General features: G+C 74.2%; 20 protein-coding genes and 1 pseudogene. 5 read left to right on the forward strand and 16 right to left on the reverse strand.

Going from position 1 to position 20,793, the window contains the following annotated elements; all coding sequences use genetic code 11:
* Window positions 1-160: 160 nt before the first annotated feature.
* Window positions 161-2,062, reverse strand: coding sequence for a protein kinase domain-containing protein (locus tag ACWEJX_RS31765; protein ID WP_451610873.1), 1,902 nt, complete (start codon window positions 2,060-2,062; stop codon window positions 161-163).
* A gap of 192 nt (window positions 2,063-2,254) precedes the next feature.
* Here ACWEJX_RS31765 and rpmG point away from each other — a divergent pair, with 192 nt between their 5' ends.
* Both rpmG and ACWEJX_RS31775 read left to right on the forward strand, forming a co-directional pair.
* Complete coding sequence (rpmG, locus tag ACWEJX_RS31770) at window positions 2,255-2,419, forward strand: 50S ribosomal protein L33 (protein WP_403791106.1); 165 nt, start codon at window positions 2,255-2,257, stop codon at window positions 2,417-2,419.
* A gap of 64 nt (window positions 2,420-2,483) precedes the next feature.
* Window positions 2,484-2,579: a 50S ribosomal protein L36 gene (locus ACWEJX_RS31775; RefSeq protein ID WP_451610893.1), complete on the forward strand. Its 96-nt coding sequence runs from the start codon at window positions 2,484-2,486 to the stop codon at window positions 2,577-2,579.
* A gap of 151 nt (window positions 2,580-2,730) precedes the next feature.
* Here ACWEJX_RS31775 and ACWEJX_RS31780 read toward each other — a convergent pair whose 3' ends face one another.
* Window positions 2,731-4,044, reverse strand: a complete 1,314-nt coding sequence (locus tag ACWEJX_RS31780) for an NAD(P)/FAD-dependent oxidoreductase (RefSeq protein WP_451610874.1) — start codon at window positions 4,042-4,044, stop codon at window positions 2,731-2,733.
* A 289-nt stretch (window positions 4,045-4,333) separates the two neighbouring features.
* On the opposite strand from ACWEJX_RS31780, the pseudogene ACWEJX_RS31785 reads away from it, so the two are divergent.
* Both ACWEJX_RS31785 and ACWEJX_RS31790 read left to right on the forward strand, forming a co-directional pair.
* Window positions 4,334-4,756 (forward strand): annotated as a pseudogene (locus tag ACWEJX_RS31785) (discoidin domain-containing protein); the annotation flags it as partial.
* Window positions 4,757-4,762: 6 nt separating this feature from the next.
* Window positions 4,763-5,563, forward strand: coding sequence for a chitosanase (locus ACWEJX_RS31790; protein ID WP_451610894.1), 801 nt, complete (start codon window positions 4,763-4,765; stop codon window positions 5,561-5,563).
* A 66-nt stretch (window positions 5,564-5,629) separates the two neighbouring features.
* Here the strand turns inward: ACWEJX_RS31790 and ACWEJX_RS31795 are convergent, their stop codons facing one another.
* The 5 genes from ACWEJX_RS31795 to ACWEJX_RS31815 all read right to left on the reverse strand — a co-directional run bounded on the left by ACWEJX_RS31795 (window position 5,630) and on the right by ACWEJX_RS31815 (window position 10,587).
* Window positions 5,630-7,846: a protein kinase domain-containing protein gene (locus ACWEJX_RS31795; protein ID WP_451610875.1), complete on the reverse strand. Its 2,217-nt coding sequence runs from the start codon at window positions 7,844-7,846 to the stop codon at window positions 5,630-5,632.
* A gap of 124 nt (window positions 7,847-7,970) precedes the next feature.
* Window positions 7,971-8,303: a hypothetical protein gene (locus ACWEJX_RS31800; RefSeq protein WP_451610876.1), complete on the reverse strand. Its 333-nt coding sequence runs from the start codon at window positions 8,301-8,303 to the stop codon at window positions 7,971-7,973.
* Between the two features lie 9 nt (window positions 8,304-8,312).
* On the reverse strand, window positions 8,313-8,582 hold the full coding sequence (locus ACWEJX_RS31805) for a DUF6296 family protein (RefSeq protein WP_451610877.1): 270 nt from the start codon (window positions 8,580-8,582) through the stop codon (window positions 8,313-8,315).
* A gap of 27 nt (window positions 8,583-8,609) precedes the next feature.
* The gene (locus ACWEJX_RS31810) at window positions 8,610-9,416 is read right to left on the reverse strand and encodes an N-formylglutamate amidohydrolase (RefSeq protein ID WP_451610878.1); all 807 of its coding nucleotides are present in this window, start codon (window positions 9,414-9,416) and stop codon (window positions 8,610-8,612) included.
* A gap of 103 nt (window positions 9,417-9,519) precedes the next feature.
* Window positions 9,520-10,587 (reverse strand): aldo/keto reductase, encoded by a 1,068-nt coding sequence (locus ACWEJX_RS31815; protein WP_451610879.1) that lies wholly within the window; start codon window positions 10,585-10,587, stop codon window positions 9,520-9,522.
* Between the two features lie 260 nt (window positions 10,588-10,847).
* Between ACWEJX_RS31815 and ACWEJX_RS31820 the strand changes: the two genes are divergently transcribed.
* On the forward strand, window positions 10,848-11,405 hold the full coding sequence (locus ACWEJX_RS31820; protein WP_451610880.1) for an HPP family protein: 558 nt from the start codon (window positions 10,848-10,850) through the stop codon (window positions 11,403-11,405).
* Window positions 11,406-11,775: 370 nt separating this feature from the next.
* On the opposite strand, the gene ACWEJX_RS31825 is transcribed toward ACWEJX_RS31820, so the two are convergent.
* The 9 genes from ACWEJX_RS31825 to ectB all read right to left on the reverse strand — a co-directional run bounded on the left by ACWEJX_RS31825 (window position 11,776) and on the right by ectB (window position 20,784).
* On the reverse strand, window positions 11,776-12,477 hold the full coding sequence (locus ACWEJX_RS31825) for a beta-glucanase (protein WP_451610881.1): 702 nt from the start codon (window positions 12,475-12,477) through the stop codon (window positions 11,776-11,778).
* A 108-nt stretch (window positions 12,478-12,585) separates the two neighbouring features.
* The gene (locus tag ACWEJX_RS31830; protein WP_451610882.1) at window positions 12,586-14,382 is read right to left on the reverse strand and encodes a CASTOR/POLLUX-related putative ion channel; all 1,797 of its coding nucleotides are present in this window, start codon (window positions 14,380-14,382) and stop codon (window positions 12,586-12,588) included.
* A gap of 385 nt (window positions 14,383-14,767) precedes the next feature.
* Entirely contained in the window at window positions 14,768-15,625 is an 858-nt protein-coding gene (gene ehuA, locus ACWEJX_RS31835; RefSeq protein WP_451610883.1) for an ectoine/hydroxyectoine ABC transporter ATP-binding protein EhuA, read from the reverse strand.
* Window positions 15,626-15,695: 70 nt separating this feature from the next.
* Window positions 15,696-16,331 carry an ectoine/hydroxyectoine ABC transporter permease subunit EhuD gene (gene ehuD / locus ACWEJX_RS31840; RefSeq protein ID WP_451610884.1) on the reverse strand — a complete coding sequence of 212 codons (636 nt, stop codon included), beginning with the start codon at window positions 16,329-16,331 and terminating at the stop codon, window positions 15,696-15,698.
* Window positions 16,331-17,086 (reverse strand): ectoine/hydroxyectoine ABC transporter permease subunit EhuC, encoded by a 756-nt coding sequence (gene ehuC / locus ACWEJX_RS31845; protein ID WP_451610885.1) that lies wholly within the window; start codon window positions 17,084-17,086, stop codon window positions 16,331-16,333. The genes ehuD and ehuC overlap by 1 nt, the downstream gene beginning before the upstream one ends.
* A complete protein-coding gene (ehuB, locus tag ACWEJX_RS31850; protein ID WP_451610886.1) occupies window positions 17,083-18,009 on the reverse strand; it encodes an ectoine/hydroxyectoine ABC transporter substrate-binding protein EhuB in 927 nt (308 codons plus the stop codon). The genes ehuC and ehuB overlap by 4 nt, the downstream gene beginning before the upstream one ends.
* Window positions 18,010-18,093: 84 nt before the next feature.
* Entirely contained in the window at window positions 18,094-18,993 is a 900-nt protein-coding gene (thpD, locus tag ACWEJX_RS31855) for an ectoine hydroxylase (RefSeq protein WP_451610887.1), read from the reverse strand.
* A gap of 69 nt (window positions 18,994-19,062) precedes the next feature.
* Window positions 19,063-19,473, reverse strand: a complete 411-nt coding sequence (locus tag ACWEJX_RS31860) for an ectoine synthase (RefSeq protein WP_403791141.1) — start codon at window positions 19,471-19,473, stop codon at window positions 19,063-19,065.
* Window positions 19,474-19,488: 15 nt separating this feature from the next.
* A complete protein-coding gene (ectB, locus tag ACWEJX_RS31865; RefSeq protein WP_451610895.1) occupies window positions 19,489-20,784 on the reverse strand; it encodes a diaminobutyrate--2-oxoglutarate transaminase in 1,296 nt (431 codons plus the stop codon).
* Window positions 20,785-20,793: the final 9 nt, after the last annotated feature.

The raw sequence follows: 20,793 nt of genomic DNA on the forward strand, positions 1-20,793 counted from the left end.
GCGCGTGGTCTTCATTTATGTTCTGGGCTGCCTGGCGGGGGCCCCCCACCCCTGCGGGCCCCCCCCGCCTTGGTGAGGTCCCGACGGCCTCATGTCCCTGCCACTCCGGGTGCTCCGGGTGCTCCGGGTGCGACGGGTGTCCGGGGCGATCCGGGCGGGATCAGTTGCCCGAGCCGGAGGCCGCGGCGTTGCGCCAGACGGTGAGGTCGAGCGTCATGTACGTGCTGGGCGAGCCCTCCGGGGAGAAGGCCTTGACCGTGACGAGGCCCAGGTGGCCGGTGCCCGTGGTCACGCAGAGCTGGCGGCCCGGCGACAGCTTGTTCACGTACACCTCCTCGGTGAACCGGGTCTCCGCGCGGCAGGTGGCGAGCGAGCCCTGCTGTCCCGGGTCGAGCAACACCAGGTTCCCGCCGGTGCTCTCGGCGTCCAGGTAGCCGCCGGTGTCGTAGGACAGCTCGTATCCGCCGTCCTCGCCGTCCTGCGGGCGTACGACGTCGTCGCCGAGCGTCAGGTGGTAGCCGGCGGTGAGGTTGATGCTCTTGAACTCAACGGGCTTGGGCTCCTGCTTGGCGGACGGCTTGCCGTTCGACTGGGCGCCGCCCGAGGAACCGTTCGAGGAACTGCCCGTGGAAGTGCCCGTGGAGCCGCTGGACTTGCCGTTGTCGCCGGAGGCGCTCGGCCGGTCCTCGTTCTTCGTGAGGACGTACGCGAGGCCCGCGCCGCCCACGCCGAAGACGAGTGCGGCGGCGAGCCCCACCAGCAGGGTCCGCTTGCCCGCGTTCCCGCGCGGCGCCGGGGCCTGCGGCTGCTGCCCCGGGTACGGGGCGGGGGCGCCGGGGTACTGCGTCGCGTACGGCGCGGGGCCGCCCACGCCCTGCGTCGGGGCGTACGCGTAGCCGTGCGCGTGCGGCGGCGCGGGCACCGGACCGGTCGCGGGACCGGTTACCGGGGCCGCGGGCGCGGTGGGGGAGTACGCCACGGCGGGGGCGGTCGCCGGGTGCTGCGGCCCCTGCCCCGACGGCTGCGTCGACGGCTGCACCGGCGGCTGAGCGGGCGGCTGAGTCGGCGGCTGGACGGGCGCGTGCGCCGGGGGCGCCGGCGGCGTGGGGGGTGCCTGCGGCACCGGAGACGCCGGCGCGGGGGTCGCGGCGCGCGCGGTGATGTCGGCCGAGACCGCGCCGGGCAGCCAGTCCTCGGGGCGGCGCAGCACGGTGGCGGCGTTGGCCTCCTGGCAGAGCCGGATGACCTCGGCGACGGTCGGCCGGCCCGCGGGATCCTTGGCGAGACAGCGGGTGACCAGCTCGCGCAGCCGCTCCGGGACGGCGCTCAGGTCCGGCTGCTCGTGCACGATCCGGTACAGCACACCGTGCGAGGCCCCTTCACCGAACGCGGGCAGCCCCGCTGCGGCGTACGCCGCGACCTGACCCAGCGCGAAGACGTCGGTGGCCGGGGTGACCCGGCTGCCGGCCGCCTGCTCGGGCGCCATGAAGGCCGGCGTGCCGATGGTGACGCCGCTGCCGGTGAGCGAGGTGGCGTCGGCGGCGTGCGCGATGCCGAAGTCGATCACCCGGGGCCCGTCGGCGGCCAGCAGCACGTTCGACGGCTTCAGGTCGCGGTGCACCAGGCCCGCGCCGTGGATCACCTGGAGCGCCTCGGCCATCCCCGCGACCAGCAGCAGCACCGTCTCGACCGGCAGCGCTCCGTGCGCCACCACCGCGTCCGCGAGCGAAGGACCGGGCACATAGGCGGTGGCGAGCCACGGATGCGCGCCCTCGGCGTCGGCGTCGATCACGGGCGCCGTGTACAGCCCCTGAACCCGCTGCGCGGAGCGCACCTCCTGGGCGAAGCGGCGACGGAACTCCGCGTCCTCGCCGAACTCGGGGCGGATGACCTTGACGGCCACGGGGCGGCCACCGGGCGTGTACGACAGATAGACCTTGCCCATGCCACCGGCGCCGAGCCGGGCGGCCAGCCGGTAGCCGGCGACCATCGTGGGATCGTCCGCGGCGAGCGGCTGAAAGACCGCGGAGGCGCCGGCGCTGCCCGACTGCTGACCACTCATCAAGCTTGTTCTCCCCGTACGGAACTGCGGAACGACGCAACCACGGTATGGCCGGGTTCCGGATCTCGCCCGGCACCTTATCCGCTCGACGGGGGTGCGGGGGAATGCGAGCCCGCGTGCCGGCGTTGCACGGGGTGGCTGACATGCCCGAGTCAAAGATATCGGCTCGGCCGGCAGCCGGAAGGAGCACTCATGTCCCGCACCACCCAGCGTCCCGTGGTCACCCTCAGGTCCACGGCCGGCACCGGCGTCACGTACGTGACCCGCAAGAACCGCCAGAACGACCCCGACCGGCTCGTCCTGCGCAAGTACGACCCCGTCCTCGGCGCCCACGTCGAGTTCCGCGAGCAGCGCTGACGCCTGCCGCTGACCCCCCCGGCACACCCGGAAGGATCCTCATGAAGGTACGCAACTCCGCTCCCTGAAGGCGCGCCCCGGCGCCCAGGTGGTCCGCCGCCGCGGCCGGATCTACGTGATCAACCGCAAGGACCCGCGCGCCAAGGCCCGCCAGGGCTGACCGCCGTGCCCCGGCTCCGTCCGCGCCCCGCCCGGCGCGGGCGGAGCCGTCCTGCTCACACGGCCGGCGCGAGCAGCGCCCGCGCGATCTCGTCGCCGAAGGCCGGCGGCGCTCACGCCCGCCGGCCCCGAGCGGCTGCCGGTGCCCGCGCTCACCCCCGGCCGGCTCCGGCGAGCAGTACCCGGGCCGCGCGCAGGAGCAGCGCGGGGCGGGTCAGGGCGCGTGGGTGCTCGACCATGTTCAGCACGTTGGTGTACGTGGTGTTCACGGTGGCGTCCACGATCGACGCCGCCGTGATGCGGTCGCCGACCCACCGGATCAGCGGGTAGCCGGGCGGGTAGGGGCCGTCGACGTGCGGCTGGGCCAGGTCGGCGGTGGTGGAGAGCTGCCAGGCCGCGTCGACGACGGTCGCCGCGCGCCGGAAGTAGCCCCATGCCGGGTCCTGGGGTGCCGCGCCGGAACGCAGGTGGGCGGCCAGGGAGTTGGCCTGCAGGGCGGCCAGGGTGAGCCCCTGCCCGTACACCGGGTTCACCGCGGCGAGCGCGTCCCCGGCCACCACGAGGCCGCCCGGGAAGCGGCCGAGGCGCTGGTAGTCGCGCCGCCGGCTCTCGGCGACGTGGAACGTCTCCACCGTGCTGGTCATCTCGCACGTGTCGGCGACCGTGCGCAGCGGCTCCACGCAGCGGCGCATCCTGGCCCGGAACTCCTCCGGGTCCCGCCCCGGCCGGTCGCCCGCGTAGCCGGCCAGGACCACCGACCAGCGGTCGCCCTCGACGGCGACGAGGCCGCCGGCTTCCGTCACCGTCGGCCGGTAGCCGCTCGCCGGGCCGGGGCTGCCGTGGACGACGACGGTGCTGCCCAGCTCGTCGCCGCGCCGGAAGGTGCCCGTGGCGTAGCCGAGATCGATCCGCATCCGGGCGACCGGTGCCCGTTCCCAACCGTCTTGTTCCAGCCAGTTGCCGAGCCGGCTGGAGCGGCCCGTCGCGTCCACGGTGAACTCCGTGTCGAGCACCTCGCCGTCCGCCGTGGCCACCCCGCGGACCCGGCCGCGCTCGACGACGAGCCCGGCGGCCTGCCCGGTCACCAGGCGCACGTTCGCCGCCCCGGCCACCCGCCGGCGTACCGTCGCCTCCAGGAACGGCCGCGTGGCACCCAGCATCCGGGTCCCCGCGGCGGGCGCCTTGAGCTGCCCGTCCATGTAGAACCGCACGTCGTCGCCCTCGCCGAGCAGCGCGCCGCCCGCGACGAGCTCCCCGGTGATCCCGGGGAACCAGCGCTCCAGCTGACTGTGCCCCATGGCGAGGAGCGCGTGCAGCTGTCGTCGTTGCGGGGCCCGCGTCCCCATTCCGTCCGGGCCGATGGCCTCGTCGGCCTCGAGGACGACGACCTCCTCGGCGTACTCGCTCAGCACCCGCGCGGCGAACAGCCCCGCGTAGCTGCCGCCCATGACGACGGCGCGTTTCATCCGGCCCCCACTGTCGGTTCGATGCCCCGTGAGGACCCTACCGGCCCCGCTCGGCCAACGCCGCTTCGAGCGTGGCGACATGGGCACCACCTTCAGCCGTCTTCAACTCCCTTTGCGATCCGTCCCCTTGCGTCCCCTGGGGGCTCGCCCTACGCTCACCTCTCGCCGACAGTTAGGAAGCTTTCCTATTAATCGGCCCTCGCACACCCGTCACGACACCCCGAGAACGAGACCGCAGAGAGCCAGAACCCCAGAACCCCAGAGCGAGAACCCGAGATCAAGGAGTGACATGCCCCCCACCATCAACGCACTCCGGCGCCACCGCACCGCCGCCCTCGTCGCCGCCGCGGCGACCGGGCTTCTGCTCCCCGCCCTGGCCGGCCCCACGTCCGCCACCGCCGCGGCCGGCAACCTCGCCCAGGGCCGGCCCGTCACCACCTCGTCCACCGAGAGCAGCACGCTGACCGGCGCGAAGGCCGTCGACGGCTCCACCACCACCCGCTGGGCCAGCGCCGAAGGCGTCGACAACCAGTGGATTCGGATCGACCTCGGCGGCGGCACCGCCGTCAAGCGGGTCGTGCTCAAGTGGGAGGCGGCGTACGCCAGGGCGTACCGCGTCGAGGTCTCCGACGACGGCTCCACCTGGCGCCGGCTCTACACGACGACCGCCGGCGACGGCGGCACCGACGACCTCGCCGTCGACGGCACCGGCCGCTACCTGCGTGTCTTCGGCACCCAGCGCGGCACGCCGTACGGCTACTCCCTCTACGAGGTCGAGGCGTACGGCACCGGCTCCACCACCCCGCCGCCGACCACCGGCACCGACCTCGACGACCCCCGCAAGAAGGAGATCGCCATGAAACTGGTGTCCTCCTTCGAGAACTCCTCCCTCGACTGGCGCGCCCAGTTCGCCTACATCGAGGACATCAAGGACGGTCGCGGCTACACCGCCGGCATCATCGGCTTCTGCTCCGGCACCGGCGACATGCTGGACCTGGTCGAGCGCTACACCGCCAAGAAGCCGGGCAACCCGCTCGCCCCCTACCTGCCCGCCCTGCGCAAGGTCAACGGCACCGACTCCCACGAGGGCCTCGACCCCGGCTTCCCGGCCGCCTGGCGGCAGGCCGCGCGGGACTCCGTCTTCCAGCAGACGCAGGAGGCGGAGCGCGACCGGGTCTACTTCAACCCCGCCGTCTCCCAGGCCAAGACCGACGGCCTGCGCGCGCTCGGCCAGTTCGCGTACTACGACGCCGCCGTGATGCACGGCGAGGACGGCTTCCGCGCCATCCGCGCGGTCGCCATGTCCCGGGCGACCCCGCCCTCCCGCGGCGGCAACGAGAAGACGTACCTCAACGCCTTCCTCGACGCCCGCGAGGAGGAGATGCGCAAGGAGGAGGCCCACAGCGACACCACCCGCGTGAGCACCGCCCAGCGCCGCTTCCTGAACGAGAACAACTACGACCTGAACACTCCGCTGTACTGGAGCGTCTACGGCGACCCGTACTCCATCACCGGCTGACGCGGTCGCCCGCGACAGAAGCGGCGGTACGGGCCCGGCCCCGTGCCGCCGCTTCCTCGTGCGCCGTCACCGCCAGGCCGGGTGCCCCTCCGGGAGGTCACCGGTCGTCAGCTGCCGCTCGTCCGTGCCGTCCGCCCGGATCGCCCAGACGACCGGCTTCTCGTACGGGCCGCGGACGAAGGCCAGCCAGGTGCCGTCCGCCGACCATGCCGGGTCCATCTCGTGGGCGGCGGTCGCCACCAGTGGCCGGTCGCCGGTGCCGTCGGTGCGGACGAGGTGGATGTCGCCCCGGGTGGTGGTGCGCTGGTAGCTGCCCGCGGTGTAGGCGAAGGTCCGGCCGTCGGGGGACCACACGGGGTCCAGGGCCGGGTGCGGCAGTCGGGTCAGCTGTACGGGCTCGCCGTCCGGCACGGACGGATCCACGGCGAAGATCTGCCAGTCGCCCTGCCGGGACGCCTCCAGGCAGACGGCGATGCGCCTGCCGTCCGGGGACCACGCCGGATCCTCGACCCGGCCGGTCCCGTGCGTGAGCTGCCGGGCCGAGCCGTCGGCCACCGTCACCTCGAACAGCTGCTGCACGCCGTCCACCTTGCGCAGTACGGCGAGCCGGGTGCCGTCCGGCGACCACGACACCCGCCCGCCCGCGATCGCGGCGATCCGCCGGGCGCCCGAGCCGTCGGCGCGCGCCGTCCACACCGCCGTCTCCTCGGACGTGCGGCGCGTGAACGCGAACGACGCCCGGTCCGGCGCCCACTGCGGCAGCATGTCGCAGGTGCCGTCCGTGATCAGCCGGCGCGGAGTGTCCGTGCCCGCCGGGCGGACCGCGATCACGCCGTGGCAGCGCTGCGGCCAGCCGGGTGCGGTGTCCTGACGGATCAGCAGGGGAGCGGTCGGGAACGGCGCGGGCGCGGCGGCCGTCGGACCGCCCCCCGTCTTCGCACCGCCGGTCTTCTCCCCGCCGCTCGACCTCTCCGCCTGCCAGGGTTGCCAGACGAGGAGGCCGGCGACGGCCGCGCACACGACGAGCGCCGCGCCCACGGCCGTACGGCGACGGCGCGAGCGCCGAGCGGTCGAGGCGGAGTCGGAGGTGGCCGCGGTGATGACGGGTGTCGTCGCGGGCACGGGCACGGGCACGGGAACGGGCACGGGCACCGGCGCGGGCGTCGGTTCGGTTGACTCCGAGGCGGTGACGGGTTGCGTCTCGGGCATGGACACGGGCGCCGGTTCGGTCGTCTCCGGGGCGGTGGCAGGTGTCGGTTCGGTCGGTGTCGACGGTGCGGCGGGCGTCGGTTCGGTCGGCTTCGACGCGGTGACCTGTCTCGCTTCCGGCCCGGCCGTGGCCGCGGGCGGCTGTTCGCCGCTCTCCGTGACCGCGTCCCCGGCCGTCTGCTCCCGTACCGCCTCGGTGGGCGGGTGCTCCCGAGCCGCCGCCAGCAGCACCGTCGCCTCGTCCGGCAGCCAGCCGCCGTCCGGCCGGTGCCGCACCGTCAGCGCGTCGAGGAGGGTCGCGGGCGTGGGGCGTTGCTCAGGGGCCTTGGCCAGGCAGGCGGCGACGAGGCCGCGCAGCGCGACGGGGACCGCGGTGAGTTCGGGTTCCTCGTGGACGACCCGGTAGAGCCAGCTCGCCGACGAGCCGTCGCCGAAGGGCGCGCCGCCCGCCGCCTGGCAGAGCACGACGCCCAGCGCGAACATGTCGACGGCCGGCGTGATCGTGCCGCCGGTCAGCTGTTCGGGTGCGAGGTAGCCCGGCGTGCCGACCTGGAGGCCGGTGCGGGTGAGGGCCGTGGTGCCGTCGAGCGCCCGGGCGATGCCGAAGTCGATGACGCGCGGCCCGTCCTCGGCGGCGATGATGTTGGCGGGCTTGAGGTCGCGGTGGACCACTCCGGCCCGGTGGATGGACTCCAGCGCCTCCGCGAGGCCGGCGGCGAGCAGGGTGAGACTGTCCGCGGGCAGCGCCCCGACCCGGTCGAGGACGGCCCGCAGCGTGGGCCCGGGGACGTACGCGGTGACCAGCCAGGCCGGCTGTCCGTCGGGGTCCGCGTCGACCACGGGGGCCGTGTGGAAGCCGCCGACCTGCCGGGCCGCCGCCACCTCACGGGCGAAGCGGCGCCGGAACTCGGGGTCGGTGCCCAGCTCGGGCCGTACGACCTTGATCGCGACCGCCCGGCCGGACCGGGAGCGGCCCAGGTACACCACCCCCATGCCGCCCTGGCCGAGCCGTCCGACCAGTTGGTACCGGCCGTCTCCGACCGATGCCGGATCCCCTGCCTCCAGCGGCTTCATCGCGTGCCCCCTTGCCCGACGTACTGTGCAGGGATCTCCTACCAGCCGCACGGTGCTCCGGTCGAGCGCCGCGCGGCGGAAGGTGATCGGGAAGAGGAGGGGAAGGGGGAGGAGGAGCGGGGGATCAGTCCTCTACCGAGTGCTCTTCCCAGGTCTCCTCGTCCGGGTCGTACTCGGTGTGGGCGGACTCCCAGGTGGCCGAGGTCAGCTCGACGCCGGGCACGTCGCCGAGCAGCTCGACCGGGTCGATGAAGTGGGCGAGGGAGCCGGACGGGTCCAGCTCGATCGCCTCGACGGACTGGGCGCGCTCGGCGTCGTCCAGGTACTCGTCGTTCCGCACCTGCTGGAGCGCGGCGGCCTTGAGGGCCTGCTCGTCGGTGATCTCGGCGACGAGCTCGATGGTGACCCGGACGTAGCGCGGGTCCGACTGCTCGGAAGAGGGGTCGATCGTGGTCATCCGCGAAGCTTAGGCGACGTCCGCGCCACCCGCGTCCGGGGCCTCCGGAAGCCGCCTGGCCACCACTCCCTGCGGGACGTCCTGGTGGCCGCCCGAGGCGAGGATGCGCACCTCCGCCCGGTCGCTGATCTCGGCGCGGATGATGCCCGTCACATCGGCGTAGACCGGGTGCCCGCCGGGGCCCGTGGCCGAGGTCCGCTCGACCACCACGGCGTCCCGGGCCTCGCCCGTCCCGCCGGAGAACACCAGCTCGTATCGCAGTGCGCTCACCTGCCCCATTTTACGCGGAGGTCCCGGCGCGGTGCCTCAGGAGAGGGCGTCGACGAGGGCGGCCAGGGCGCAGCCCAGGGCCCGCACCCCCGGCCCGGCAGGGCCTCCGGGCTCGGTCATGTACAGGTCGCGGCGGATCTCCACCATCAGCGCCGTGACCCGCGGGTCCTTACCGTAGTGCGCCAGCGGCACGTACGTCCCCGCGAACGGGCTGTCCGTCCCCACGCCGCCGAAGCCGGCGAAGGCCCGCCGCGCCGCCGCGAGCAGCGCGGGCGGCGTGTGGAAGGCGTCCGTGCCCAGGCAGACGGGCGGCCGCCGGCCGTCGCCGTGCAGCTCGTACGGGAGCGGCGCCGTCGGGTACGAGTGGACGTCCACGATCACCGCGCGCCCCACCGCCGCGAGCCGCTCGTCCACGGCCCGGGTCATGGCCTCGGCGTACGGCGTGAAGTAGCGGCCGACGAGCGGTACGGGATCGAAGCCGTCCGGCCGCAGCTCGGCGCGGTGCGTGGTCCGCGTGTACACCGCGCCCATCCCGACCGCCAGCATCTCCTCCCGCTCGTCCGGGAACCGCTCGGGGTCGACCACCAGCCGCGACAGCCGGTTGACGAACCGCCAGGGCGCCACGTCCGCCGACACCGCCGCCACGGCTGCGATGTCCTCCGTGTGCGCGTCGGTGATGTGGTCGAGCTCGCGCTCCAGCTCCGCGTCGTCGAGCACGATGCCGGGGCGCACCTCCGGGGGCACCACCCGGGAGGAGTGCGGCACGTGGAGCAGCACCGGGGAGCCGGGATCCCCGGCGAGGTGGGCGAAGGAGGGCGCCTCGGCGTGCAGCGCGTCGTTCATCTCTGGCGGGCTCCCGTCCCCGGCTCGATTCCGGTCCTGGCTTCGGTAACGGTCCGGCCGCGTCCCGGGTTCCCGAGCGGCACGCGGACCCTTCTGCCGCCCGTCACGGCAGGGCCGCGCCGCGCGCCGTGATCCACAGGTGGTACCACTCCTCGTGCCCGAGGTCCGGCGCGTCGACTGCGGCGTCCCGGCAGGCGCGGATGCGTTCGGGGCGGCTGGTGCCGATGACCGGGGCGATGCGGGCGGGGTGGCGCTGGAGCCACCACAGCACGATCGTCTCCGGGGTGGTGCCCTTCTCCTTCGCGAGGTCGGCGACGAGCGCTGCCGTGGCGTGCTCGTCCGCGGTCTCCTGGCGCCCGGTGTAGCGGCCCTGTGCCAGCGGGGCCCACGCCTGCAGACCGATGCCGTGGGCCATGCAGTGCTCGACCGTGCCGGCGGGGAAGCCGACGGCGGAGGCCGCGGCCGTGTTCACGAGCACGCCGTCCTCCAGCCAGTCCCGGCGCAGCAGGCTCAGCTCCAGCTGGTTCGCGACGAGGGGCAGCGAGAGGTGGGCCTGGAGCCGGGAGATCTGGGGCGCGTTCATGTTGGAGACGCCGAACCGCCGTACGAGCCCCTGCCGATGGAGCGACTCCAGGGCCTCGGCGACGTCCGCCGGGTCGGCGAGCGGGTCGGGCCGGTGCAGCAGGAGCACGTCGAGGAAGTCGGTGCGCAGCCGGGCGAGGCTCTCCTCGACCCGGCGCACGACGGTGGCCCCGCGCAGGTCGTAGAGACCGGGCCGGTCACCGCCGGCGAGCCGGATCCCGCACTTCGACTGGAGGGTGATCCGCTCGCGCAGCCCGGGTGTGCGGGCGAGGACCTCGCCGAAGACGGCCTCCGCCTTGCCGTGCCGGTAGATGTCGGCGTGGTCGAAGGCGGTGATGCCGCTGTCCAGGGCGGCCTCGATCGCCGCCTCGGCGGCGTCGACGTCGGCGCCGGAGTAGGGGCCGGGGTCCCAGCTCCCGCCCAGACCCATGCAGCCGAGCAGGACCCGCCCGCCGCCCGGAGCCGTTCGCGGAGCCGTCCGCGCGGGCGTCCGTCGGGTGTCGCGGGCGTCGTCGGCGTTGCCGGCGTTGTCGGTGCTGTGAGGACTGTCGATGCTGTAAGGGCTGTCGGTTTCCGGCGTCGGGGTCACGGGCTCACCCTCCCACAGGCCGCGCGCCGCCCGACCGGGCACCCGCCCCGCCCTCCGCCCGACCCGCCCCGTCGACCGGGCCCGTGCTGGTGACCGACCCCACTCGTCCCCGCTTCAACGTTTTGTATACAATCAACCGTGGTCGCGCCGCCCCGATCCGGGCGGCGCAGGCGTGGGCGCAAGGGCGGGCCGACTGTCGATCACAGGGTCCGTACGCCTGCCCTCCCGATCCCCTGCCTCCGGAAACACTTCACGTCACCATGAGCACCGACACCGCAGCCCCCGAGACCGCCACGTCCGCCGCCACGGTCGAGACCGCGCCCAAGCCCCGGAGCGTCGGCCGAGCCCCGGCCCGCCCGGCGCCGGCGGCCGCCTTCCACAGTGTGAGTGCCGTCACGGTCGTCCTCCTCGGTCTCGTGGCCATCGGCGCGGCCATTCACGAGCCGGTCCTGATACCCCCGCTGGCCGCGAGCGCCGCCCTCGTCCACGGCGCCCCGACCGCACCGCTCTCCCAGCCGCGCAGCGTCGTCATCGGTCACCTCCTGGCCGCCGCAGCGGGCTACGCCACCCTCGCGCTGGCCGGCGCCAGCGCCTGGGCCGCGGCCGTCGCCGCCGGCGTCACCCTCGCCCTGACCCACCTCGCCCGCACCCCGCACTCCCCGGCCTGCGCCACCGCCGTGGTCATCGTCCTCCAGTCACCCGCCCCGGCCCGCTTCGTCCCGCTCCTCTTCGGCGCCACGCTGGTGCTCGTCGTCATGGAGTTCGCCGTCTCCCGCATCCGCCGCGGCGCGCCGAAGTACCCCACCTACTGGTGGTGACCCGGCCACTGTCAGTGGCGGGCGATAGCGTCCGCGACATGGGATTCACGAGCGCCTGGGGGATCAGCGGTCACCCCGACACGGTCATCGCGGAGCACGCGCCCCGCCTGCTGCCCGCGATGGCGGCCGACCGTGGCGCGCGCGGCTCGCGGGAGCGCTGGGAGGCGTGGCAGCGGGCCCCGCTTCCGGACCACCGGGCCTGGTACGGGCACCCGACCCGGCGCGACGCCATCGAAGCGTTCCGCGCGCTGACCGCTCCAGGCCGTCACGTCGCGTCCTCGACGGCCCCCTGCGCGTCTGGCGCGCCGCGGTCCGCACCGGCCACGGCGTCTGCGGGGTGGCCCTGCACATCGGCTGACCGGGCCGCTCGTCAGGCCGGTGGCCGGCCCGGCCAGCCTCCGCCCGCCGACCGGTACACGCGCAGCTCGCCCACCTCGTAGGACATCTCCTCCGCCGCCGGGGGCGGCGCCGGGTGGTAGCGGCCCGCGCAGACCGACAGGTTGACGATGAGGTCGGCGCGCCAGTTCCGGCCGACGCCGCGGTCGTCGCTGAAGATCTCGGTGTCGTCGAGCCACCAGGTGACCGAGCGGGCCCCGAACTCGGTGCGCAGCCGGATCCAGGCGCCGGGGCTGACGGTGGGGGAGCGGTGGTAGTGGTAGGTGCCGCGGACGTGGTTGGAGAGTTCGAGGAGGTCCGGGTTGTCGGGGTGGTACTCGAAGACGTCGACCTCGCTCCCGCCGTCCCGCCAGGTCCAGATCGCCGGCCAGGCGCCGGTCTCCTCGGGCAGGCGCACCCGCGCCTCCAGCGTGTCGCCGGTGCGCAGTTCGAAGCCCCCGGGGGCGCCCTCGGTCGTCAGGAGTCCCGTGTCCCACTTGCCGTCCGGGCGGCGGGTCGCGCGGAAGACACCGCCGCGGGTGTAGGCGGGATCCGCCGTCAGGTAGTCCAGTTTGTTGTCGCCCGGGTTGACCGGGCCACCGCCCGGATAGGCCCAGGAGCGGCCCGCGGTCCACTGCTCCCGTGAGTCGAAGTCGGCGGTGAAGACCGGCTCGTCGGCCGGAGGCCACGTCGTCATGGAGGCTCCTCAGGCAATCGCCCGCTTGTCGTGCGTCTACCGCGTTCTGCCCGCCTGGCCCGGCCCGATGCGGAGGACCGCACTCCTGTCGAGAACTCGTCATCCGGGTTACGTCGCATCCGGCTCCGTCTCGATCACGATCACCTCGTCCCCGTCACCCCAGCAGCGCACCGCCCGCTTCGGCGGGTTGAGCCGGACCCCGTCCGCCGCCGAGCGGTAGCCGATCGCGCACGCGCCCTGCCGGCCCGCAGCCGCCACTACCGTCGCGAACGACGCCTCGGCACCGTCCAGGACGAAGTCCCCCGCCGGACGCAGCTGCACGGAAGCGCCGCCTGCCGCGAACAGCTCCTCGAACGCCGCCGCGAGATGACCGTTCTGGGAGATCTGGGCCATCAGCAGCCCGACGAGCCGCCCGCTCACGACCACGTCCGCGCCGGGGCCGACGGGCGCGATGGCGCGGTTGCGGGCGTCGGCCAGCTCGGCGACGAGCGGCAGCGCGCGGCCGGTCCCGGCCTCCTGGGCCCGCAGGTGGAGGAGCGTGACGAGGGTCCGGTCGTCCGGCTCGTCCGCGTCCGCCGTACGGTCCGGCCCGAGGACGACCACATGGTCGTAGCGGCCGTCGACACGGCGAACCGCCGTGTCCGTGAGCGGATCGCCCCGGTGGAAGAGCACCGGCACGTCCTCCCCGGGCGCCTCCGCCGCGACCACGTCCACGGTCGACCCGGAAGCGCCGCCCCGTACGAGCAGCTCCACCACCCGCGCGGCGCGGCGGTTCCAGCCGAGCATCACCACCCGGTACGGGCGGGGTGCACGGGGTGGCGCACCGGCCGCGATCACCGTGGCGTCGACCGCCGGTACGTCGCCGCCGAGCGCCCGCGCGCGGCCGTCCTCGGCGACCACGACGAGGCCGTCGCCGGGGCCCAGCTCCGTCTCCGGCGGCGGGTTGAGGACGAGCGTGCCGCCGGCCCGTACGATCCCCACCGCGCAAGCGTCGGCGCAGCGGGCCCGCAGCGTGCCGAACCGGAGTCCGGCGAGCGCGGGTTCGTGGAGGGTGTGCAGTTCGGCGCCGGCGAAGTCGAGCAGGTCCTCCAGGACGAGCGCGAGGCCCGGCTGGTGGACGCATTGGACGAGCAGGCGGGCCGCGATGTCGTCCACGTCGAGGACGGTGGCGCCCGGGCCGCCGGCGAGCGCGGCGGCGGCCCGGTAGCGGCCGTCGCGGACCGCCGCGACCACCCGGACCGTACGCCCGTCGCCCAGCGCGGCCCGCAGCGCGAGCAGAGCCTTGACCACCTGCGCGCCGCTGTCGGGACCGTCCGGCGGCAGGACCACCACCGCGCCGGCCGTGGCGGGCTTCACCCGGGCGAGCGCCACGGGATCGGCGGGGCGCCCGCTCCGGCACAGCAGCCGGGTCCGGTTACGGGCTCGGCTGCGCCGGGAGCCGCCCGGCAGGCCCGCGCGCAGCTCCTCCTCCATCTCGGTGGTGTCCCGCTCGGCGAGGACCGCGACCGCGCCGCCCCGCCGCTGGGCATGGGCGGCGACCAGCTCGGCGACGACCGTCGGGGCCTGTTCGGACCAGCCGAGGACCACCGTGTGGCCGACCTCCACCACCGTGGAGCGGCCGCGCTGAAGCGCCGTCAGGCGGTCGGTGAGCGCGGTCGTGATGATGCCGACGAGCGTGGACACGTACAGCAGGGCCACCAGCGCCAGCAGTAACGAGAGCACGATCCGCAGCGGCGGTCCGACCTCGCCGCCGAGCCGCAGCGTCTGCCCGACGGTGCGCCACACCGCCGCCGCCTTGCCCTCGAAGGTGACCGGCGCCCGCGTGTCGGTCCACACGAGCAGCGTGCTCGCGGGCGCCACGACCGCCAGGCACACGAGCGCCAGCCAGCCGACCAGTGCGGTCATCCCCCTCACCACGGCCCGGTCCACCCGGTACCGCAACCGGTCCCGGACACTCGCCCGCCGCACCGCCGCCGGCGGCCGCGCCGGCCGTCCCCGCCCGGCCTGACGCCCGGGCCCCGTCGTTCTTCCCACCAACACCGGCCGCCCTTGCCGCGGCACCGTGATCTCGCGCTCCGTACGCACGTCAGCAGGGTGGCGCCGCTCCGCACGCGAAACGCCGACGTCGGTCCGCATTCATCCCTTCGTGCACAGGAACGGGCGGTGGACGTTCGAGCCGGGGCCCGGCCCGCGCTCGGCTCGGGTCCGGCTGGGGTCCGGTTCGGGCTCGGCTCGGCGTCGGCTCCGGCTCGGGTCCGACCCGGACTCGAACCGGACCCGAACCGGTCTCTCAGCGCACCGAGCTCAGGAAGGCCCGGGTCCGCTCGTGCGCCGGGGCGTCGAGCAGCCGGGCCGCCGGACCCGACTCCACCACCGACCCGCGGTCGAACATCAGGATCCGGTCGGAGACGTCCCGCGCGAAGCCCATCTCGTGCGTCACGCACAGCAGGGTGATGTCCGTGTCCCGGGCGATGTCCCGGAGCACGTCCAGCACCTCCGCCACCAGCTCCGGGTCGAGCGCCGACGTCACCTCGTCGAGCAGCAGGATCTCCGGCCGCATCGCGAGGGCGCGGGCGATCGCCACCCGCTGCTGCTGGCCGCCGGACAGCCGGGTCGGCCGGGCGCCGGCCTTGTCGGCGAGGCCGACCATGCCCAGCAGCTCGCGGGCCCGCTCGTGCGCCTCCTCCCGGCTCTCGCCGAGCACGTGCACCGGCGCCTCGACGATGTTCTGCTCCACCGTCATGTGCGGGAACAGGTTGAAGTGCTGGAAGACCATGCCGATCCCGCGCCGGCGCCGGGCGAGATAGCGCTCGCTCGCCGGGACGAGCGCGCCGCCCGCACCGCCGTCCGCGCCGGAACCCGCCCCGCCGGCCGGCATGTGCGAGTACGGCTGCCCGGCCACGTGGATGACGCCGTCCGAGACCCGCTCCAGGGTCATGAGCAGCCGCAGGATGGTCGTCTTGCCGGAACCGCTCGGTCCGATCAGTGTCACCCGCTCGCCGCGCCCGACCGCCAGGTCGAGACCGTCGAGGACGACCTGATCGCCGTACCGCTTGGTCACGCGCTCGAACCGCACCGCCTCGGCAGGCGTCCCGGGCACCGGATCGGACATCGGATCGGGCACCGGCCTGGTCACCGGATCGGACATCGGCTCGGACTCCGTCGCGGACGTCGTCCCGGGTACCGCCTCCGCAGGCCCGGCCCCGGCTTCGGTCTTCTCAATGGGCAAGGCGTGCCTCCAGTCGTCGTACGAGCACGGACGTCGGCCAGCTCGCGAGCAGGAACACCGCGCCGGCCAGGGTGAAACTCTCCAGATAGGCGAAGTGCGTGCTGCCGAAGGTGTTCGCCTCGTGCACCATCTCGTGCACCGTGATCACGGACAGCAGCGGCGTCTCCTTGAACATGGAGACCGCGTAGTTGCCCAGCGGCGGCAGGACGTTGCGCACCGCCTGCGGCAGCACCACGGCCCGCCACACCCGCCGCCGCGGCAGCGACAGCGCCGTGCACGCCTCCCACTGCCCGCGCGGTACGGAGTCGATGCCCGCCCGGTACACCTCCGCCAGGTACGCCGCGTAGTGCACCCCGAGGACCAGGACGCCCAGGACGGGGGCGTCCAGGCCGGGCACGAGGACCCAGGCCGCGAACAGCTGCACGAGCAGCGGCGTCGACCGCACGAACGCGGCCGCCCCGGTCACCGGCAGCGCCACCCAGCGGGGCGCGGCGCGCCCCACGAGCGCGAGCACGAGCCCGAGCAGCGTCGCCACCGCGAAGCCGAGCACGGTCGCCACGAGCGTGACCCCGAAGCCCTTCAGGACGACCGGCAGCGCGGCCCAGGCCGCCTCCCCGTCCCACATCACCGACCACCCCCGCCACCGAGCCCTGCGAGCCCGCCGAGCTTCCCGGAACCGCCGAGCCCGCCGGAACCGCCGGGCGCGCCGGGGCCGTCGAGCGCGCCGAGCCGGGCCCGCGCGGCCCGCTCCAGCGCGTTCATCAGCAGGCTCACCACGGCGGCCAGGAGCCCGTACGCCGCGAGGAGCACCAGATAAGCGGCCGCCGTGTCACCGGTCGCCGACCGCAACTGGTCCAGCTCGAAGGTCAGATCGGGCACCGTGACCAGCGACAGCAGCGGCGTGGCCTTGAGCAGCTGCACCAGCAGGTTCTTGAACGGCGCGACCATCAGCGCGTGCGCCTGCGGCAGCACCACCCGTCGCAGCCGCAGCCACGGCCCCATGCCGAGCGCGACCGCCGCCTCCCGCTGCGAGCGGGGCACGGCCGCGACCGCGCCCCGGACCACCTCGGCCCCGTACGCCCCGAAGTTGAGCCCCAGGGCCACCACGCCGCAGGCCAGCGGTTCGAGCCGGAAGCCGAGGATCGGCAGCGCGAAGAACAGCCAGAAGAGCTGCACGTACAGCGAGGTGCCGCGGAAGAACTCGACGACGGTACGGGCCGCGCCGCGCACCGGCAGCCGCCGCGAGCGGGACATCAGCCCCAGCGCGTACGCCAGGACCAGGGCGAGGGCCGCGCCGAGCAGCGTCGCCTCCAGTGTCACGAGCAGCCCCTCGCCGAGCCGCGGCAGCGCCCGCCGGAACTCGGGCAGGAAGTCGCTCACGCCGGCCCCTTGCCCGCGCACAGGTCCGCGGTGTGCAGCGACCGGGGCGGCGCCTCCTTCTCGGTGAAGCCGTAGCGCCCGATCAGGCCCACATAGCGCCCCGGATCGCCGGTGATCCGCGCGAGCTCGCGGTCGAACGCGTCCCGCAGCGACCGCGCTCCCGGCCGGAACACCGCTCCGCCCGCGCTCCACTGCTTCCCACCGTCCACGACGGGCACGAACGGCGTGGCCACCTCCACCGCCGCGCCCCGGTTCGTCCGGGCCAGCCAGCGCAGCGAGATCCCGGTGAGGGCGAAGGCGTCGACGCGTCCGGCGAGCAGCGCGTCGAGCCCGTCCTGCTGCTTGGCCAGCGTCTTCACCGACCCGTCGGGGACGCCCGCCGCCTTCGCGTACGAAGCCTCCACGGCGGCGGTCAGCACGCCCACCGTCGCTCCGGCCCGCGCGCAGGACGCGAAGTCGGTCAGGCGCTTCGGGTTGCCCTTCGGGACCATCAGGGCGGTGGGGGAGACGAACTCGGGCTCGGAGAAGATCACCTTGGCGCACCGCTCGGGCGTGATCGACATGCCCGCGCTCACGACGTCGAACCGGCCGGCGAGCAGTCCGGGTATCAGCGAGCCGAACTCGGTGAGCGTGGGCCGCAGTTCACGGACGCCGAGCGCCCGGAACACCTCCCGGTGCAGCGTCGGGGCCTCACCGGCGAGGTCGTCGCCGTCCTGGAAGCCGTACGGCGCCTCACCGGCGAAACCGACCCGCACGAAGCCCTGCTCGCGCAGCTTCGCGAGCAGGCCGGCGTCCTCCTTCGGAGCGCCCGTGCCCGCCTCGGTGCGGCTGCAGGCGGTCAGCACTCCGGCGACCCCGCAGGCGGAGGCCAGGGCGAGAAAGCCACGCCGGTCGAGCCGATCGGGGCGCGGGGCACGGGACATGAGGGTCCTTCCAGGGAGTCGGGGAGGCGGGGGAGAGGCGGGGAGGAGGCGGGGGAGAAGAGGGGGGAGGAGGGACGGACGAGCTCAGCTCAGGGGAGTGAAGTCCCGCGAGGCGATGAAGGACGGCCGCCGCACCGGCGCGGCGAACGGTGCCTCCGGCCTGTTCTCCACGCTGTTGAAGACGAAGAAGACGTTGCTGCGCGGGTACGGGGTGATGTTGTCGCCCGAGCCGTGCAGCGCGTTGCAGTCGAACCAGGTCGCCGAGCCGGCCGGCCCGGTGAACTGGCGGATCCCGCAGGCGTCGGCGAACGTCGTCAGCGCCTCGTTCGACGGCGTCCCCGCGTCCTGCATCTGCAGCGACCGCTTGTAGTTGTCCTTCGGGGTCTCGCCGGCGCAGCCGAGGAAGGTGCGGTGCGAACCCGGCATGATCATGAGGCTGCCGTTGGTGGTGTGGTTCGGGGTGAGCGCGATCGACACCGACACGGTCCGCATCTGCGGCAGCCCGTCCTCGGCGTGCCAGGTCTCGAAGTCCGAGTGCCAGTAGAAGCCGCTGGCGCCGAAGCCGGGCTTGACGTTGACCCGCGACTGGTGGACGTACACCTCGGAGCCCAGGATCTGCCGGGCCCGCCCGGCGACCCGGGGATCGGCGGCGAGCCGGGCGAAGACCTCGCTGATCCGGTGCACCTCGAAGACCGAGCGGATCTCCTGCGAGCCCGGCTCGACGATCGACCGCTCGTCCTCGCGTACGGCGGGGTCGGCGACGAGCCGGTCCAGCTCGGCGCGCAGCCCGGCGACCTCGTCGGGCGTCACCAGCTCCTCGACAGTGACGAAGCCGTCGCGGTCGTACGACTCCAGCTCGCGCGCCCAGAACGGGCCGGGGGTGCCGGGGGCGGACCAGACGACGGGGTCCTTGCGGCCGATCAGCACTTCCTCGGCGCCGCGGGTGGGGTAGAGGTCGATGGGACGGGTGGGGGCGGAGACCATGGGTGGGACTGCCTTCCTTCCTCGTGTTCGTTCACGGGGTCTGTACGGGGTCTGTACGGGTGCGGGGTTTCAGCTCGGCTCGGGCTCCGGCTCGGTGAGGAGCGGGTACACGCCGTTCTCGTCGTGGTCCTCGCGGCCGGTGACGGGCGGGTTGAAGACGCAGAGGCAGCGGAAGTCGCGCCTGACCTTGAGGGTGTGCCGCTCGTGCCCGTCGAGCAGGTACATCGTTCCGGGCACGATGGTGTACGTGAGCCCCGTCTCGTGGTCGGTGAGCTCGGCCTCGCCCTCGACGCAGACGACGGCCTCGACGTGGTTCGCGTACCACATGGACGTCTCGGTGCCGGCGTACAGGACGGTCTCGTGCAGGGAGAAGCCGACCCGTTCACGGGCCAGGACGATCCGTTTGCTCTCCCAGGTGCCGGAGGCGGCGCGGACGTGGCGCTCGGTGCCGTCGAGCGAGGCGAAGGTACGGACGATCATGATGTGGCCTTTCGTTCAGGCGGCGGAGCGGCCGGCGGCGGCGTGGCGGACGGCCCGGGCGAGGATGCCGAGACCCTCGTCGAGTTCGTCGTCGGTGGCGGTGAGCGGCGGCAGCAGCTTGACGACCTCGTCGTGCGGTCCGGAGGTCTCCAGGAGCAGCCCGAGCTCGAAGGCCCGTCGGCACACGGCCGCGGCGCGCTCCGGCTCGGCGAACTCCAGGCCCCAGACCAGCCCGCGGCCCCGGACGGTTCGGGCCGTGCGCCCGTCGTCGCCGCACAGGTCGGTGAGGGCGCGCTCGACCCGCTCGGCCCGGCCGAGGGTGCGCTCGCGCAGGGCGCCGTCGCGCCAGTACGCGTCGAGGGCGGCGGTCGCGGTGACGAAGGCCGGGTTGTTGCCGCGGAAGGTGCCGTTGTGCTCGCCCGGCTGCCACTGGTCCAGCTCGGCGCGGAAGAGGCACAGCGCCATCGGCAGGCCGTAGCCGCTGATGGACTTCGACAGGGTGACGATGTCGGGCGTGATGCCCGCCTCCTCGAAGGAGAAGAAGTCACCGGTGCGGCCGCAGCCCATCTGCACGTCGTCGACGATGAGCAGCATCTCGTGCCGCCGGCACAGCTCCGCGAGCCCGCGCAGCCACTCGGCGCGGGCGACGTTGATCCCGCCCTCGCCCTGCACGGTCTCCACGATCACGGCCGCCGGGCGGTCCAGGCCGGAACCGGGGTCGTCGAGGAGCCGCTCGAACCACAGGAAGTCGGGGGTCCGCCCGCCCAGGTAGTGGTCGAACGGCATGCGTGTGGCGTGCGGGAGGGGCACTCCGGCACCGGCCCGCTTGGCGGCGTTGCCGGTGACGGCGAGCGAGCCGAGGGACATGCCGTGGAAGGCGTTGGTGAAGGAGACGACCGTCTCCCGGCCGGTGACCTTGCGGGCGAGCTTGAGCGCGGCCTCGACGGCGTTGGTGCCGGTGGGGCCCGGGAACATCACCTTGTAGGGCAGGGCGCGGGGCTCCAGGACGGTGTTGCGGAAGGTCTCCAGGAAGTCGCGTTTGGCCGTGGTCGACATGTCGAGGCCGTGCGTCACGCCGTCGGAGGCGAGGTAGTCGAGCAGCGCGCGCTTCAGTACGGGGTTGTTGTGGCCGTAGTTGAGCGATCCGGCGCCGGCGAAGAAGTCGAGGAAGGGCCGCCCGTGCTCGTCGTACAGCCGGCTGCCGCTCGCCCGCTCGAACACCACGGGCCAGGCTCGGCAGTAGCTGCGCACCTCCGACTCGACGGTCTCGAAGACGGACGGGACGAGGGTGCTGAGAGGGGTGGTGAGGATGGTCACGCG

The sequence above is a fragment of the Streptomyces sp. NPDC004788 genome (assembly GCF_053601115.1).

Excerpts from the sequence above, each read along its gene's own strand:
- ACWEJX_RS31765 (WP_451610873.1), bottom strand. The coding sequence starts at position 2,062 with ATGAGTGGTCAGCAGTCGGGCAGCGCCGGCGCCTCCGCGGTCTTTCAG.
- rpmG (WP_403791106.1), top strand. The coding sequence starts at position 2,255 with ATGTCCCGCACCACCCAGCGTCCCGTGGTCACCCTCAGGTCCACGGCC.
- ACWEJX_RS31780 (WP_451610874.1), bottom strand. The coding sequence starts at position 4,044 with ATGAAACGCGCCGTCGTCATGGGCGGCAGCTACGCGGGGCTGTTCGCC.
- ACWEJX_RS31795 (WP_451610875.1), bottom strand. The coding sequence starts at position 7,846 with ATGAAGCCGCTGGAGGCAGGGGATCCGGCATCGGTCGGAGACGGCCGG.
- ACWEJX_RS31800 (WP_451610876.1), bottom strand. The coding sequence starts at position 8,303 with ATGACCACGATCGACCCCTCTTCCGAGCAGTCGGACCCGCGCTACGTC.
- ACWEJX_RS31805 (WP_451610877.1), bottom strand. The coding sequence starts at position 8,582 with ATGGGGCAGGTGAGCGCACTGCGATACGAGCTGGTGTTCTCCGGCGGG.
- ACWEJX_RS31810 (WP_451610878.1), bottom strand. The coding sequence starts at position 9,416 with ATGAACGACGCGCTGCACGCCGAGGCGCCCTCCTTCGCCCACCTCGCC.
- ACWEJX_RS31820 (WP_451610880.1), top strand. The coding sequence starts at position 10,848 with ATGAGCACCGACACCGCAGCCCCCGAGACCGCCACGTCCGCCGCCACG.
- ACWEJX_RS31825 (WP_451610881.1), bottom strand. The coding sequence starts at position 12,477 with ATGACGACGTGGCCTCCGGCCGACGAGCCGGTCTTCACCGCCGACTTC.
- ACWEJX_RS31830 (WP_451610882.1), bottom strand. The coding sequence starts at position 14,382 with ATGACCGCACTGGTCGGCTGGCTGGCGCTCGTGTGCCTGGCGGTCGTG.
- ehuA (WP_451610883.1), bottom strand. The coding sequence starts at position 15,625 with ATGTCCGATCCGGTGACCAGGCCGGTGCCCGATCCGATGTCCGATCCG.
- ehuD (WP_451610884.1), bottom strand. The coding sequence starts at position 16,331 with ATGTGGGACGGGGAGGCGGCCTGGGCCGCGCTGCCGGTCGTCCTGAAG.
- ehuB (WP_451610886.1), bottom strand. The coding sequence starts at position 18,009 with ATGTCCCGTGCCCCGCGCCCCGATCGGCTCGACCGGCGTGGCTTTCTC.
- thpD (WP_451610887.1), bottom strand. The coding sequence starts at position 18,993 with ATGGTCTCCGCCCCCACCCGTCCCATCGACCTCTACCCCACCCGCGGC.
- ACWEJX_RS31860 (WP_403791141.1), bottom strand. The coding sequence starts at position 19,473 with ATGATCGTCCGTACCTTCGCCTCGCTCGACGGCACCGAGCGCCACGTC.